At 64.6% G+C, this 13,910-nt stretch carries 12 protein-coding genes; 6 read left to right on the top strand and 6 right to left on the bottom strand.

Annotated elements, in window-relative coordinates; genetic code table 11:
- Positions 1 to 143: 143 nt before the first annotated feature.
- Positions 144 to 1,940: an ABC transporter ATP-binding protein gene (locus tag K1X15_RS01315; protein ID WP_220305724.1), complete on the top strand. Its 1,797-nt coding sequence runs from the start codon at positions 144 to 146 to the stop codon at positions 1,938 to 1,940.
- A gap of 34 nt (positions 1,941 to 1,974) precedes the next feature.
- On the opposite strand, the gene K1X15_RS01310 is transcribed toward K1X15_RS01315, so the two are convergent.
- The 3 genes from K1X15_RS01310 to K1X15_RS01300 are packed head-to-tail and all read right to left on the bottom strand — an operon-like array spanning position 1,975 to position 3,734.
- Complete coding sequence (locus K1X15_RS01310; RefSeq protein ID WP_220305723.1) at positions 1,975 to 2,148, bottom strand: hypothetical protein; 174 nt, start codon at positions 2,146 to 2,148, stop codon at positions 1,975 to 1,977.
- Positions 2,149 to 2,206: 58 nt separating this feature from the next.
- A complete protein-coding gene (locus K1X15_RS01305) occupies positions 2,207 to 2,752 on the bottom strand; it encodes a DUF924 family protein (protein WP_220305722.1) in 546 nt (181 codons plus the stop codon).
- Positions 2,753 to 2,810: 58 nt separating this feature from the next.
- Positions 2,811 to 3,734: a VOC family protein gene (locus K1X15_RS01300; protein WP_220305721.1), complete on the bottom strand. Its 924-nt coding sequence runs from the start codon at positions 3,732 to 3,734 to the stop codon at positions 2,811 to 2,813.
- A gap of 165 nt (positions 3,735 to 3,899) precedes the next feature.
- On the opposite strand from K1X15_RS01300, the gene K1X15_RS01295 reads away from it, so the two are divergent.
- The 5 genes from K1X15_RS01295 (at position 3,900) to K1X15_RS01275 (ending at position 8,745) form a co-directional block, all read left to right on the top strand.
- Complete coding sequence (locus K1X15_RS01295) at positions 3,900 to 4,475, top strand: DNA-3-methyladenine glycosylase (RefSeq protein ID WP_276315286.1); 576 nt, start codon at positions 3,900 to 3,902, stop codon at positions 4,473 to 4,475.
- Positions 4,476 to 4,659: 184 nt separating this feature from the next.
- A complete protein-coding gene (locus K1X15_RS01290; protein WP_220305720.1) occupies positions 4,660 to 4,977 on the top strand; it encodes a plasmid stabilization protein in 318 nt (105 codons plus the stop codon).
- Positions 4,978 to 4,986: 9 nt separating this feature from the next.
- Positions 4,987 to 5,850 carry an SDR family oxidoreductase gene (locus K1X15_RS01285; RefSeq protein ID WP_240549618.1) on the top strand — a complete coding sequence of 288 codons (864 nt, stop codon included), beginning with the start codon at positions 4,987 to 4,989 and terminating at the stop codon, positions 5,848 to 5,850.
- Positions 5,851 to 5,899: 49 nt separating this feature from the next.
- Positions 5,900 to 7,756 (top strand): DNA helicase RecQ, encoded by a 1,857-nt coding sequence (gene recQ / locus K1X15_RS01280; RefSeq protein ID WP_220305719.1) that lies wholly within the window; start codon positions 5,900 to 5,902, stop codon positions 7,754 to 7,756.
- Complete coding sequence (locus tag K1X15_RS01275; protein ID WP_220305718.1) at positions 7,753 to 8,745, top strand: acetyltransferase domain-containing protein; 993 nt, start codon at positions 7,753 to 7,755, stop codon at positions 8,743 to 8,745. Before recQ ends, K1X15_RS01275 begins: the two co-directional genes overlap by 4 nt.
- Here K1X15_RS01275 and K1X15_RS01270 read toward each other — a convergent pair.
- The 3 genes from K1X15_RS01270 to K1X15_RS01260 all read right to left on the bottom strand — a co-directional run bounded on the left by K1X15_RS01270 (position 8,721) and on the right by K1X15_RS01260 (position 13,801).
- A complete protein-coding gene (locus K1X15_RS01270; protein WP_220305717.1) occupies positions 8,721 to 10,037 on the bottom strand; it encodes a hypothetical protein in 1,317 nt (438 codons plus the stop codon). The two genes, K1X15_RS01275 and K1X15_RS01270, sit on opposite strands and share 25 nt — an antisense overlap.
- Before the next feature lie 102 nt (positions 10,038 to 10,139).
- Entirely contained in the window at positions 10,140 to 12,038 is a 1,899-nt protein-coding gene (locus K1X15_RS01265) for an ABC transporter ATP-binding protein (RefSeq protein WP_220305716.1), read from the bottom strand.
- Positions 12,035 to 13,801, bottom strand: a complete 1,767-nt coding sequence (locus K1X15_RS01260; protein WP_220307382.1) for an ABC transporter ATP-binding protein — start codon at positions 13,799 to 13,801, stop codon at positions 12,035 to 12,037. Before K1X15_RS01260 ends, K1X15_RS01265 begins: the two co-directional genes overlap by 4 nt.
- Positions 13,802 to 13,910 lie beyond the last annotated feature (109 nt).

Here is a 13,910-nt window from a genome sequence, read left to right as displayed (position 1 = left end):
GTTCCGGCCTGATCGCAAGCGGTCTTTTCCGTATGTCCTGCAGTTGAGCCGCGCCTTCGGGCGTCGTCCATTCCGGCCCCAACTGCGCTCTATTCTTCCCTTTTCGAGGAACCGGTGGCCGGAGAACGGCGCCGGAGACAAAAATGAGTCGCAAGAAGCTCGATTTCCGTGCCGATGCCTTTCGCAATGTGCTCGGCTTCACCTTTGGTCACTGGCGGGGACAGCCGGCGCGGATCGTCTTGATCTGCGGCCTCGTCATTGTCTCCACCCTGGCCGAAGTGATGGTGCCGCTGTTTTCTGGCCGCATCGTGGATGCCATAGCCGGCAGCGACAGTTCGGCGACGGCCGACGCGTTGCGGGCCTTTGCCGTGGTGGTCGGCCTGGGCCTGACCAGCGTGGTGCTGCGCTTCTTCATCTTCCACGGCATCATCAAGCTGACGCTCAAGATGATGGCGGATATCGTCAATGACGGTTTCCACCGCGTGCAGCGCTTCTCGACCGACTGGCATGCCAACAGCTTTGCCGGTTCCACGGTCCGCAAGATCACCCGCGGCATGTGGGCGCTCGATGCGCTCAACGATATCCTCTTGGTCGCGCTCCTGCCCTCGGTGGTGATGCTGGTGGGTGCCTCGATCCTCTTGGGCAGCTTCTGGCCGGTCATGGGCCTGATCGTGGCCATTGGCTCGCTGATCTACATCGGCTTCACCGTCGCCATGTCGATGGGCTATGTGGCGCCGGCGGCGAGCCTGGCCAATGCCTGGGATACGCGCCTGGGCGGGGCACTGGCCGATGCGGTGAGCTGCAACAGCGTGGTCAAGGCCTTTGGCGCCGAGACGCGCGAGGAGAGCCGCATGCGCCATGTCATGTCCAAGTGGGACAGCCGCACGCGCCGCACCTGGAAGCGCGGCACGCTCAACGGCACCCTGCAGGGCTTCATGATGGTGTCGATGCAGGCGGGCATCCTGGGCACGGGGCTCTATATGTGGACGCAGGGGCTGGCCAGCCCGGGCGACATCACCTTCGTGCTCGCCATGTTCTTCGTGCTGCAGGGTTATCTGCGCGATGTGGGCATGCATATCCGCAACCTGCAGCGCTCGGTCAACGACATGGAGGAACTGGTGGCCCTGACATCGATGCCGCTGGGCATTGACGACAAGGCCGGCGCCAAGCCCATTGCCATCAGCGATGGCGGCATCCGGTTCGACAATGTGACGTTCCAGTATGGCGCCCATCCGACCCCGCTCTATCGCGACTTTTCGGTCGAGATCAGGCCGGGCGAGCGGGTCGGGCTGGTGGGGCATTCGGGCTCGGGCAAGACGACTTTCGTCAAGCTCATCCAGCGTCTCTATGACGTGAGTGGCGGTGCCATCACCATTGACGGGCAGAACATTGCCGAACACCAGCAGGCCTCGCTGCGCGGGCAGATCGCCATCGTGCAGCAGGAGCCGATTCTGTTCCACCGGACGCTGGCCGAAAACATCGCCTATGGCCGTCCTGATGCCAGCCGCGGCGAGATCATGGAGGCAGCCGAACAGGCCAATGCCCATGACTTCATCATGAGCCTGCCCAAGCAATATGAGACGCTGGTGGGCGAGCGCGGGGTGAAGCTGTCGGGAGGGGAGCGGCAGCGCGTCGCCATCGCCCGGGCCTTCCTGGCCGATGCGCCGATCCTCATTCTCGATGAAGCAACATCGAGTCTCGACAGCGAGAGCGAGGTGATGATCCAGCAGGCCATGGAACGGCTGATGCAGGGCCGGACGACGCTGGTGATCGCCCACCGGCTTTCGACGGTGCGGGCACTCGACCGGCTGCTGGTCTTCGACAAGGGCCGCATTGTCGAGGAAGGCGACCACCAGGCACTGATCCGCCTGCATGGCGGTATCTATCGGCGGCTGTTCGAGCGACAGGCGCTTGAGCTGACCAAGGGCCTGGTGGCCTGATATTCTTAAGGGGCGCTGCGGCGCCCCTTTTGCCTCAACCGTCCTGGTCCTCGCGCTCGTATTCGCGGCGGGTTTCGACCTCGGTGGTCACCCGCTCGGACAGGGTGCGGCTGCGATTGCGCATGATGCCGTAGACGGCGGCGCCGCCCAGGACGAGAACGCCGACGGTCAGCGCGATGAGCCAGAGTGTGGGGCCGGCATATTCCATGGGACTTCTCCTTTGAAGTCCCAACGGCAGGCGCCCCGAAGGGTTGCCGCGTCCGGGATCAAAACACCCGGTCGCCCTTTTCGGCCATATAGGCCAGTTCCTCAGGCGTGCTGTGGCGGCCAAGTGCCTTGTTGCGGAAGGGAAAGCGGCCAAAGCGGGCGATGGTGTCGCGGTGGTCCACCATGAATTGCAGCGCGTCCTTGTTGCCCAGCGCCTCGAACAGCCGCACGCCCTCGTCCTGGATGACCAGGGATTCGGCATGCATGAAAGGCATGTAGAAGAACATGGCGCGACTGGCATCGACCTCCTTGTCGGCGCCATCGAAGATGGCTTCCTGCGCCAGGACCAGCGCCATGCCGTCCTGCGCAAAGGCCCGGGCGGCGCCACGATGCAATTGCCGGGAGAACTGGTCGAGCATGAGCACCTCGGCGAGCCGGCCATTGGCGGTTTCGCGCCAGTGCCAGGCCTCGCCGCGGCTCACGCGCCGGTGCAGGTCGCCAAAGCGGGCCGCCAGCTTGGCATCGAACTCGGTCTTGCCGCCGAACCAGTCCTCATAGCCATGCTCGACAAACCAGAATTCAATGACGTCCCGCGGACCCTGCATGGCTTTCCTCCAAAGCGACAGGGCGACATTGTCGCTGTCGCCGCAGACGCTGTCCAGATCAGTCGGCGAGTTCGAGACGGATGCGATTGCCGAAGGGATCGCGGGTTTCGAGATCATTGCCGACCACTTCAAGCGGGGCGCCGGCCTGTTCGAGCCGGGCCTTGAGGGCCGCCAGGCTTTCGGCATCGGGCAGCGCGATCGTGAACCAGCGGAGGCCCGCCGAGCCGGCCGGCGGCAAGGTTGCATTGGGGCCCGACCAGATATTGAAGGCCAGGGTATGGGGCATGTAGTCGAGCCCGACATCGCCCATGCCGAAGGACTGGATGAGCAGGAAGCCGGCAAAGCCGAGGACGTCGCGGTAGAAATCCATGGCGCGGTGGAGGTCGTTCACATGCACATGCACATGGCCGATGCGGGTGCCGGCGGGCATGCGGGGCGCCAGGGCCGGGTTCTCGCCCAATTCGCCGAGGAGCCCGTCGAGGTCGATCGGCTCGCGTCCCGAATGGGGTTTTCCCTCGGCCGTGATGGCATAGGTCTGGCCCTTGTCGGGATCACCCAGGCTGCCGCGCCAGGGCGTTTCGAAGGTGATCTCGATGCCGTTGCCATCGAGATCCCAGAGATAGATGGCTTCGGAGACGAGGTGATCGGTGGGGGAGATGCGCACATTGCGCTGCAGCGCCCGCACCGCCATCTGCGCCAGGTCGGCGCGATGGGGCACATGGATGGCGACGTGATAAAGACCGATGGTGCGGGGTGCGACCGGGCGAGTGGCGCCGGTTTCGAGGACGATCAGCACTTTGCCGCCCGCCCCCATGGAAAGGGCATTGCCCTGCTCCTCGATCAGGTCGAGCCCGACCACGTCCTGCCAGATGGCGAGGGCCTTCTGGCGGTCGGTCACGGCGAGGTGCACGGGCCCCAGCGTGGTGGTGAGGGGCAGGATGGGCTGGGAGCGCACATTGGTCTGGACGGATGTGTCGATCATGTCGACCTCCTGTGAAATGACTGTTGCCCCGGATGTAGCCCTTGCCGGGCCGGCAACAAAGGGAACAGTGGCGAAGGCATTGTTCGCCGGAACATGCCCAATGGCGCCTAGCCGCGCTTGCCTTGCCCGCCGCGGTGACGACAGAGTGGGCGCGTTGTGACGAGAGTGCCAGAGTTGATTACACGCAGCTTTTTCGACCGCCCCGTGCTGGAGGTGGCCCACGATGCCATCGGCATGACCATGCTGTTCGACGGTGCGGGCGGCCGGATCGTCGAGGTCGAGGCCTATGACGAGCATGACCCGGCCTCGCACAGCTTTGCCGGGCCGACGCCGCGCAACCGGGTGATGTTCGGGCCGCCGGGCCATGCCTATGTCTACAAGATCTATGGCATCCATTATTGCCTCAATTTCGTCTGCCGGCCGGGCAGCGCCATATTGATCCGGGCGCTGGAGCCGACAATGGGGCTCGACCGCATGGCGGAACGGCGCGGCGCCATGGCGGAGAAAAACCTCTGCTCGGGGCCGGGCAAGCTGGCGCAGGCGCTGGGCATCGATCTCCGGCATGACGGACTGGCTCTGGATGCAGCCCCGTTTGCCCTTCACCCTGCCGACACCGCGCATGAAATCGCCACCGGGCCGCGCATCGGGATCACCAAGGGCGCCGAGACTCCGTGGCGCTTCGTCAAGCGCAATTCGCCTTTTCTCAGCAGACCCCTGCCCCGCATCCGGCCCGATTTGTGATCGGGCCCGGAGCAACCGCCGCGGCGCCTGCCCGTTCCCCCAATCTGGCCGGCGCGCGTCAACCGGACGTGGTGGTATAGGGCTTTTGGTGCGGTTTTTCCGGTTTCCCGCATCAGTCACTCAACCTGACCCAGGCCTTTGTCCCACCCGCGCCGCGCCTCACCTTTGCAACAGGAGAGCAGCCATGCCCCAGGGTGACAAGAGCGCCTATACCGACAAGCAGAAGCGCAAGGCCGAGCATATCGAGGAGCGTTACGAGGATCGTGGCGTATCGCATAAGGAGGCCGAGCGGCGCGCCTGGGCCACCGTCAACAAGGATGATGGCGGCGGCAACAAGTCCGGCTCCGGACGCGGCACGCACAAAGATCATCCTGCCGCCCACAAGGGTGGCAAGAAGGGCGGCGAAGCCTCGGCCAATCGGCCCGCATCGGAGCGCTCAGCTTCCGCAAAAAAGGCCGCCGCAACCCGCAAGCGGAACCAAGAGCACCACGCGCATCACTAGGAGACAGCCATGTCCGGCTCGGCCGCCAAGCCCATGAACCCGCCCCAGACCCAGGACCATCAGCCGGGGCGGGAAAGCGAAATGCATCCCAAGCCCGATTACATGCCGAAATTCCCCGGCAATGGGCGCCTCAAGGACAAGGTCGCCATCATCACCGGTGGCGATAGCGGGATCGGGCGTGCCTGCGCCGTCCTCTTTGCCCGTGAAGGGGCCGAGGTGGCGCTGGTCTATCTCGAAGAGACCGATGACGCGAGGCTCACTGCCGAGGCCGTCAAGGCGGAGGGCAAGGAGGCGCTGCTGCTGCGCGGCGATGTCAGCGACAAGGCGGTTTGCGAGAGTGTGGTCGGCCAGGTGGTCGAAAAATTCGGCAAGCTCGATGTGCTGGTCAACAACGCGGCCGAGCAGCATATGCAGACCGAGCTCGAGGCCATTTCCGAAGAGCAGTTGCGGCGCACCTTCGAGACCAATTTCTTTGGCTATATGTTCATGACGCAGGCCGCGCTGCCGCATCTGAGAAAGGGGTCGGCGATCGTCAACACGACATCGATCACGGCCTATCGGGGCTCGCCGTCACTGATGGATTATGCCGCGACCAAGGGCGCCATCGTCGCCTTTACCCGATCGCTCTCGGAAAGCCTTGCCGGCAAGGGTATCCGCGTCAATGGCGTCGCACCCGGCCCGATCTGGACGCCGCTGATCCCGGCCAGTTTCCCGGCCGACAAGGTGGCGGAATTCGGGGCCAGCCAGCCATTGGGCCGGCCGGGCCAGCCCAATGAGGTGGCAACGAGCCACCTGTTCCTCGCCTGCGAAGAGAGTTCCTACATCACCGGGCAGGTGCTGCACCCCAATGGCGGGGAGATCATCGGGGGGTAGCGTGCCGGATGCGGTTGCCTCCCCCTGGCCCCCGTGATTCAAAAGGGCTGTGGAAGCCATTGAGTCGCTCGACCTGTTCTCGCCCCATCGCCACGAGCGGCCCAGCCCGCTCGCGGTGCTGCGCGACATTTTCGGCCATCGCGATTTTCGCGGCCAGCAGGCCGAGGTCATCGACCATGTGACCGAAGGCGGCGACGCGGTGGTGCTGTTCCCCACCGGCGCGGGCAAGTCCATGTGCTACCAGATCCCCGCCATCTGCCGGGACGGCGTGGGCATCGTCATATCGCCGCTGATCGCCTTGATGCGCGACCAGGTCGAGGCCCTGAGGCAGGCCGGAGTGGCGGCGGCGGCGCTCAATTCCTCGCTGACACAGGAAGAGGCGAGCGACGTGCGCCGGCAATTGCGGCGGGGCGAACTGGACCTGCTCTATGTGGCGCCGGAACGGGTGGCGACGCCCGGCTTTGCCAATATGCTGGCCGATACGCGGATCGCGCTCTTTGCCATCGACGAGGCCCATTGCGTGAGCCAGTGGGGCCATGATTTCCGGCCCGAATATCGCGAGCTGATCCACCTCGTTGAACTCTTCCCCGGCGTGCCCCGGATCGCGCTGACCGCCACCGCCGACCCGACCACGCGCGAGGACATCATCGAGCGGCTGGGGCTGGAACAGGCCCGGGTCTTCACCACCAGCTTCGACCGGCCCAATATTTCCTATTCCATCGTCGAGCGCGACAAGCCGCGCGAGCAGTTGCTGGAATTCCTCTCCGGGCACAAGGGCGATAGCGGCATCGTCTATTGCCTTTCCCGCGCCAAGGTCGAGGATGTCGCCGACTGGCTCTCCGGCAAGGGCATCCGCGCCCTGCCCTATCATGCCGGCATGAGCGCCGAACTGCGCTCGGCCAATCAGGATGCCTTTCTCAAGGAAGAGGGTCTGTGCCTCGTCGCCACGGTGGCCTTCGGCATGGGCATCGATAAGCCCGATGTGCGCTATGTCGCCCATCTCGACCTGCCGGCCTCGATCGAAGCCTATTACCAGGAGACCGGCCGCGCCGGGCGCGACGGACAGCCTGCCGATGCCTGGATGAGCTATGGCATGGCCGATGTGGTGCAGCGCCGCCGCATGATCGAGGAGGGCAATGCGCCCGACGAAATCAAGCGGCTCGAACACGGCAAGCTCAATGCCCTCCTGGGTGTGTGCGAAACCGCCTCCTGCCGGCGCCAGGCCATCCTCAGCCATTTCGGGGAAACTTATCCGCAGCCTTGCGGCAATTGCGATACCTGCCGCTCGCCGGTGGAAAGCTGGGACGGCACGGAAGCGGCCATCAAGGCCATGGCCGCGATCTATCGCACCGGCATGCGCTTTGGCGCGGCCCATATCATCGATGTGCTGATGGGCAAGGAGACCGAGAAGGTCGTCCGTTTCGGCCACCAGCACCAGAAGGTGTTCGGTCAGGGCACCGAGCTCGACCCCAAGGCCTGGCAATCGGTGATACGGCAATTGACCGCCATGGGACTGATCGTGGTCGACCACGCCAATCACGGCGCGCTGACCCTGAGCGCGGCTGCGCATGAGGTGTTCAAGCGGGAACGCCATGTGACCCTGCGCAAGGACCGGCCGAAGAAATCGGTCGAGGTGCGGCGCGCGCTGGCGCGCTCGATCGACGTCCCCGAGCATGCGCGACCCCTGTTCGAGGCGCTGCGCGCGGAACGCACGCGCCTGGCCAAGGCGCAGGGCGTGCCGCCCTATGTCATCTTCCATGACCAGACGCTCAAAGCCATGGCGCTGGCGCAACCGACCCATCCGCACGACATGCTCAACCTGCCCGGGGTCGGACAGGGCAAGCTGGACCGCTATGGCGATGATTTTCTGGCGGTGGTGCGCGGGCATCTCGTGGCGTCCGCATGAGCCAGCCAGCACGTCCCCGCCTCGCCATCATCGACATCGCCCGCGGCGTCGCCATCGTGGCCATGGCGATCTACCATCTGTGCTGGGACCTCTCCTATTACCGCTTCATTCCTGTCGACGTCGGCTACGACCCCGGCTGGGTTGCCTTTGCCCGCTCGATCCTTTTCGCCTTCATGGTGCTGGTCGGGGTCGGGCTGGTGCTGGGGCACGGAGACGGTATGCGCTGGCGAGCCTTCTGGAAGCGCTGGCTGTTCATCGCCGGGGGCGCCGGGCTGATCACGCTGGGCACCTGGTTCACCTTTCCCGACAGCTTTGTCTATTTCGGCGTGCTGCATGCCATTGCGCTGACCAGCCTGCTCGCGCTGCCGTTTCTCTTCACCCCGCTGTGGCTGACCGGGCTGGTCGCCATCGCGGTGATCGGCCTGCATTTTTCGTTTGCCAATCCGCTCTTCAACGAGAAGCTGTTCTCCTGGCTCGGCTTCTGGGAAGTGCCACCACCGGCCAATGACCTGGTGCCGGTCTTTCCCTGGCTGGGCGTGGTATTGCTGGGCGTGCTTGCCATGCGGCTGGTGCGCGGCACGAGGCTGGAAGCAAGGCTGGCCGCAAGCCAGCCGCGCACTATCGTGGCCCGGGTCCTGGGCTGGATGGGGCGCTGGAGCCTGGTCATCTATCTGGTGCACCAGCCGCTGCTGCTGGCCGTGATCGTGCCGCTCTCCATGGCCATGGGGACGCAGGAGACCAGCCGCGACATGGACTTCCTCAATTCCTGCCAGGCGAGCTGCGAAGAGAGCGGCACCACCGCCGCGCTCTGCGCCATCTATTGCCAGTGCGGCCTCGAGGGCGTGAAACGCGACGACCTCTGGGAGCCGGTGTTTACCGGCCTGGTTTCCGCCGCGGATCAGGCCAAGCTCGACGCCAATAACCGGCAATGCTCGGCCCTGATCTATCCGGACCTGAACAGCGATCAGTCCGAGAGCTCGGGAAAGTAGTCCCTGGCAGTGGGTGCCAGGAACCGGCCGAGTTCGGCCAACGGCACGGTCAGCAGGTCGCTATTGCAGAACGACATGATGTGCGGATAGCCCGAGGCGGTGAAAATGGCGCTCGGCCCGGGACCGAAGCGGATATCGAGTTGGTCGGCCAGCGACCCTGCCGAATAGCAGTCGTCATCCATCTCCGAATCCGCGGCGGCATATTCGGGCGGGAGATTGTCCCGCACATAGGCGATCAGCTCGGGGCTCGGCCCCCAGTGATAGGCATCGGGGTTTTCGAAGGCGAGGTCAGTGTCGGCGACTTCGTCGGGGGCGGCGCCCCATTCGCGCGGCACCCAGGCGGAAAACACCTGGCGCAAGTCCAGCGGCTTTCCGGTCGCCACGTCATAGGTGAAGCTGTCGGCGTGATTGTAGGGATGGGCGCCCATGCAGAAGAGCGAACCGCTCTGCGACCAGCTCACCAGAAGGGGCGAGGCATAGCTGAGCTCGACCAGCTCCTGGTCATAATCCCCCAGGTGACCGCCGAAATCACCCCAATTGCTGCCCATGCCATAGCTGCCGAAGCGGAAGGCGAGGCAATCAAAGGCGGCCAGGTTCATGCGCGCGTGCCGGTCGGCGAGGATGGCATTGGCCGGCTCGACGCTCGCCCCATCGGCAAAGGACAGGATGCGGGGAAAGGCGAATAGTGTCCGCGGGTCGACCACCTCGTGATAGACCGCCCCGCCCAGTCCCGTCTCAGGCCCGAACTTGAGCGGCACATCCATGAGGGTCATTTCATAGGGCGCAGTGCTCCAGTCCAGCTGCCAATCCATCATGAAGGCATATTGCGCCGAGCGGTCGTGCAGGCTGAAGGCCGTCGCCTCCTCGCTTTCGCCCAGCGGCCGCCAGGCGATCGTCGCGAGCTCCAGCGCCTGCTCCTTGGCCTTGCTGCCGACGGATTGGCGGATACCGGTGGCGATATAGGTCTCGGGGTCATAGGTCAGCTGCCAGACGGCGGCGATGGGCGCGGCCACCAGCTTGCCGTTTACATCGAGCACGCAATCGTCCTCGCCACAGGGCGCTTCCTCATTGAGCAGCCAGGTCTTGCCGTCGCTGGAGACCGGCACAAGCGGCACGTCGCCACCGGTATCCATGAAGGCAAAGCGGCCCGCGACGGCGCCGTCCTGGGGCTGGGTCAGTTCCACCACGATCTCGCGGCTGCCCAACTTGCCCATAAGGGTGAGCGCATCGGCGAGGGCAGGAACAGGCAGAAGGGCAAGAGCGGCAGACAGACCGAGCAAGGCCAGACGCATGGGCGACACTCCCGTTTCGCGCCTTTCTAGCACGGCGTGATGAATGGGGGATGAGGGAAGTGTTTTCCCTGCGAGGTCACCCCACCGATTTCGCCGTGCCCTTCAGGTACTCGCAGCCTTCGCATTGGCCTGGGCGACCAGCTCGTCGGGAATGTCGTCGAAGCTGGCATAGTTCATGTTGTAGAGGCGCGAATAGAGCCCGCCCAGTTCCATGAGCTGGTCGTGATTGCCCTCCTCGATCTTCTCGCCATTCTGCAGCACGATGATGCGATCAGCCCCGCGGATGGTGGCGAGGCGATGGGCGATGACCATGCCGGTGCGGCCCTTCAGGAGGATTTCCAGCGCCTTCTGGATCTGCCGTTCGGTATAGCTGTCGATATTGGCGGTAGCTTCGTCGAGGACGAGGATCTTCGCGTCGGCCACCAGCGCCCGGGCAAAGCTCAGGAGCTGGCGCTGACCCAGCGACAGGTTGGAGCCGCGCTGCTCGAGCATGGTGTCATAGCCATTGGCGAAGCGGGCGATGAACTCATGCGCGCCCACCGCCTTGGCGGCGGCGATGACATCCTCACGGGTGGCCGAGGCCTTGTTGTAGCGGATGTTCTCGAAGATGGTGCCGGTGAAGAGGAAGGGCTCCTGGAGCACCATGGCGACCTGTTCGCCAAGGCTTTCCTGGGTCACGTCGCGCACGTCGTGCCCGCCGACGACCACGGCGCCCGACTGTACCTCGTAGAAGCGGTGCACCAGGGCCATGGCACTGGTCTTGCCCGAGCCGGTGGGGCCGATGACGGCCACGGTTTCACCAGGATTGACCTTGAACGAGACATTCTTGAGCACCGGGCGCTTCGGATCGTAGCCGAAGACCACGTCGCGGAACTCGACCGAGCCGTCCATGTCCCCGGTCAGGGTGACGGCATCGGGCTTGTCCTCGATCACCGTGGGCAGGTCGAGCACTTCGGTGATGCGGCGGCCCGAAGTCATGGCGCGCTGCATGATCGAATATTGCATGGTCAGCGAGCGGATCGGATCGAAGAAGCGCTGGATGTAGAACAGGAACGCCACCACGACGCCGACCTGCAGACTGCCATTGAGCACCATGGCGCCGCCCACGACCACCACCGTGGCCATGGAAATGCCGGTGAGCGTATCGACAATCGGCACCATGACCTGGGCGAATTTCGAGCCGGTCAGCTGGGTGCGCAGATTGTGGTAGGCCTTGTCGTCATAGAGGTCGAAATTGACCTTCTGGCGATCGAGATTCTGCACCGTGCGCACGCCATTGATGCCCTCGGCCATGGCCCCGGCGGTCAGTGAATTGGTTTCATGCGCCGCCCAGAAGGCGCGCTTTGCCGGCGGCAGCCAGAAGATGCGGATGATGAAGAGGACGGGCATGGTGACCAGCGTCAGCAGCCCGAGCCAGGGATCGAGGCTCAGCAGCACCGCGACGATGCCGAACAGCAGCACCATGTCCCCGACCGAAATCACCGAGGTTTCGAGGAATTCCTGCATGGAATTGACGTCGCCCTGGAGGCGGCTCATCAGCCGGCCCACCTCGGTCTTGTCCATGAAGCTCAGGGACACGCGCTGGAGCTGGGCGAACATGGCGCGGCGCATGTCGAACAGCACATGCTCTGCCACTTGCCCCACCTGGGTCTCCTGCACCCAGGAGGCGCCAAAATTGAACAGCACGGCGATGGCAAAGGCGCCGACCGCCCAGAGCAGATTGGCGGGATCGCCGCCTGCCACCAGGGCATTGTCGATGGCATTGCCGATGATCAGCGGAATGGCCAGCTGGGTGCCGGTAAAGACCAGCACGGCAATGACCGAGAGATAGATCTTGTGCCGGTAGGGCCGCACATAGGCCCAGATGCGCCGAACCGTCTTCGGATCATAGGCCTTGCCAAAGACCTCTTCCTCGATGCGGTGGCTGCCCACGGAAGCCCGGGGCGGTCGCTGGCCGGGAAAGGCGGCCACGTCGCGTTCGTCGTCGTCGATCACGCTCATTGGGCTGCCTCCAATTCGTCGGTGGGGCGGGTCTGTAGATCGTAGAGGGCCCGATAGCGGCCGCCCTGGGCCAGCAATTCCTCGTGGCTGCCGCGCTCGACGATGCGGCCATCCTCGAGGAAGAGGATGAGATCGGCATGCATGAGCGAGGAGAGGCGGTGGGCGATGATCATGGTCACCCGGTCGCTGGCAAAGCGGCGGATGGCCGAGCGGATGCGGTGCTCGGTACCGGCATCGATGGCGGCGGTGGAATCGTCGAAGACCATGACGGCGGGCTTGAGCACGAGGGAACGGGCGATGGACAGGCGCTGGCGCTGCCCGCCCGAAAGCGAGACGCCGCGCTCGCCCACCACGGTGTCGTAGTCGGCCGGCAAGCCCATGATGTAATTGTGCAATTGCGCGCTCTCGGCGGCGCGCTCGATCTTGCGATCCTTGGCCCAGGGATCGCCATAGGCGATGTTGTTCTCGATGGTAGTGGTGAAGAGGAACGTGTCCTGCTGCACCACCGCAACCGAGCGCCGGAGGCTTTGCAGGGTCACGTCGCGCACGTCCTGCCCGTCCAGCGTTACGCGGCCCGAGGTGACGTCGTAGAAGCGCGGAATGAGGTGGGCGAGCGTGGACTTGCCACTGCCCGGGGCGCCGACAATGCCGATGGTCTGGCCAGCCCTGGCCTCGAAGCTGATGCCATTGAGGGTGGGCACCGTGGCGCCAGGATAGGTGAAATGAACGTCCTCGAAGCGCAGCACGCCCTCGGTGACCTTGAGGGGCACCGCCCCGGGCCTGTCCTCGATCTCGACGGGTGCGTCGAGGAATTCATAGAAGCGGTCGCCGCAGGTGGAGGCGCGGGCATAGGAATTGACCATGAGGCCGAGCTGGCGCACCGGCATCTGCAGTATGGTCATGAAGGTGAGGAAACTGGCGAGCGTGCCGACGCTCATCTCCCCGGCGATCACCTTGTTGCCGCCGACCCAGAGCACCAGGCCCATGGCGGCAAAGAAGGAAAAGGTCATCATCGAGGTGTTGTTGACGCGCACCCGCACGCGCTGATGGGCCAGTTCCAGCGCGTCCTTTGAGGCCGTGTCGAACTTGGCCAGCTCGAACTTCTGCCCCGAAAAGGCGCGCACCACGCGAATGCCGCCGAGATTTTCCTCCATCACCCGGGTCAGCACGGAGAGCTTTTGCTGCAGCACCAGCCAGGTGGCGCGCAGGGTGAGCTGCGCGACCGAGGAGCGCCAGGCCACGAAGGGCACGAAGCTCAGCGCCAGAAAGCCCAGAAGCAGATCGGTGGTGAAGAGCATGAAAGCACCCACGCCGATCAGCACGGCGAGCAAGACGGTGCGGACGAGCCCGGTGGAAAAGAACATGCGCAGCCCGTCGAGATCGAGCAGGCCAATGGTGATCAGATCGCCCGAATGCACCCGGTCATGATAGGAATAGGAGAGGCGCTGGACCTTGTCGTAGAAGGCCAGCCGCAATTCGTAGCCCACATGGTGGCCCACGCTTTCCGAGAAATAGTTCTGCACCAGGGTGAAGAGGCCGCGCGCCACCGAGACGCCAAGCAGCGTCAAGGCGGTCACCATCAGCGCCTCCTGCGCCCCCTCGCCGGCCACGCTCAGCACATTCTGCGCTTCGTCGATGGCGCGGCCGAGAAGACGCGGGATGGTCAATTGCAGCGTCGCTGCAATGATCGTGGCGCCAACGGCGAGGCTCGCCTGAAAGGGGTGGCGGAGGGAAAACAGGGTAATGCGCTTCAATGGCCCCATGCCCTTGCCGGCATGGGCTGCTGCAACATGGTCCCGAGCATCGCCGCGCGAACGCTCGCGGCCAGCCTTGAGGGTAATCAAGGAAGTATCCAGACGTCAGTTAAAGTGG

The organism is Devosia salina (genome assembly GCF_019504385.1).
GTDB classification, from domain to species: Bacteria; Pseudomonadota; Alphaproteobacteria; order Rhizobiales; family Devosiaceae; genus Devosia; species Devosia salina.
This window is presented reverse-complemented; position numbering and strand designations above follow the sequence as displayed.

What these genes read in the sequence shown, in the direction of transcription:
- K1X15_RS01275 (WP_220305718.1), top strand. Translation starts at nt 7,753, where the DNA reads ATGAGCCAGCCAGCACGTCCCCGCCTCGCCATCATCGACATCGCCCGC.
- K1X15_RS01310 (WP_220305723.1), bottom strand. Translation starts at nt 2,148, where the DNA reads ATGGAATATGCCGGCCCCACACTCTGGCTCATCGCGCTGACCGTCGGC.
- K1X15_RS01265 (WP_220305716.1), bottom strand. Translation starts at nt 12,038, where the DNA reads ATGAGCGTGATCGACGACGACGAACGCGACGTGGCCGCCTTTCCCGGC.
- K1X15_RS01305 (WP_220305722.1), bottom strand. Translation starts at nt 2,752, where the DNA reads ATGCAGGGTCCGCGGGACGTCATTGAATTCTGGTTTGTCGAGCATGGC.
- K1X15_RS01285 (WP_240549618.1), top strand. Translation starts at nt 4,987, where the DNA reads ATGTCCGGCTCGGCCGCCAAGCCCATGAACCCGCCCCAGACCCAGGAC.
- K1X15_RS01270 (WP_220305717.1), bottom strand. Translation starts at nt 10,037, where the DNA reads ATGCGTCTGGCCTTGCTCGGTCTGTCTGCCGCTCTTGCCCTTCTGCCT.
- K1X15_RS01290 (WP_220305720.1), top strand. Translation starts at nt 4,660, where the DNA reads ATGCCCCAGGGTGACAAGAGCGCCTATACCGACAAGCAGAAGCGCAAG.
- K1X15_RS01260 (WP_220307382.1), bottom strand. Translation starts at nt 13,801, where the DNA reads ATGGGGCCATTGAAGCGCATTACCCTGTTTTCCCTCCGCCACCCCTTT.
- K1X15_RS01315 (WP_220305724.1), top strand. Translation starts at nt 144, where the DNA reads ATGAGTCGCAAGAAGCTCGATTTCCGTGCCGATGCCTTTCGCAATGTG.
- K1X15_RS01300 (WP_220305721.1), bottom strand. Translation starts at nt 3,734, where the DNA reads ATGATCGACACATCCGTCCAGACCAATGTGCGCTCCCAGCCCATCCTG.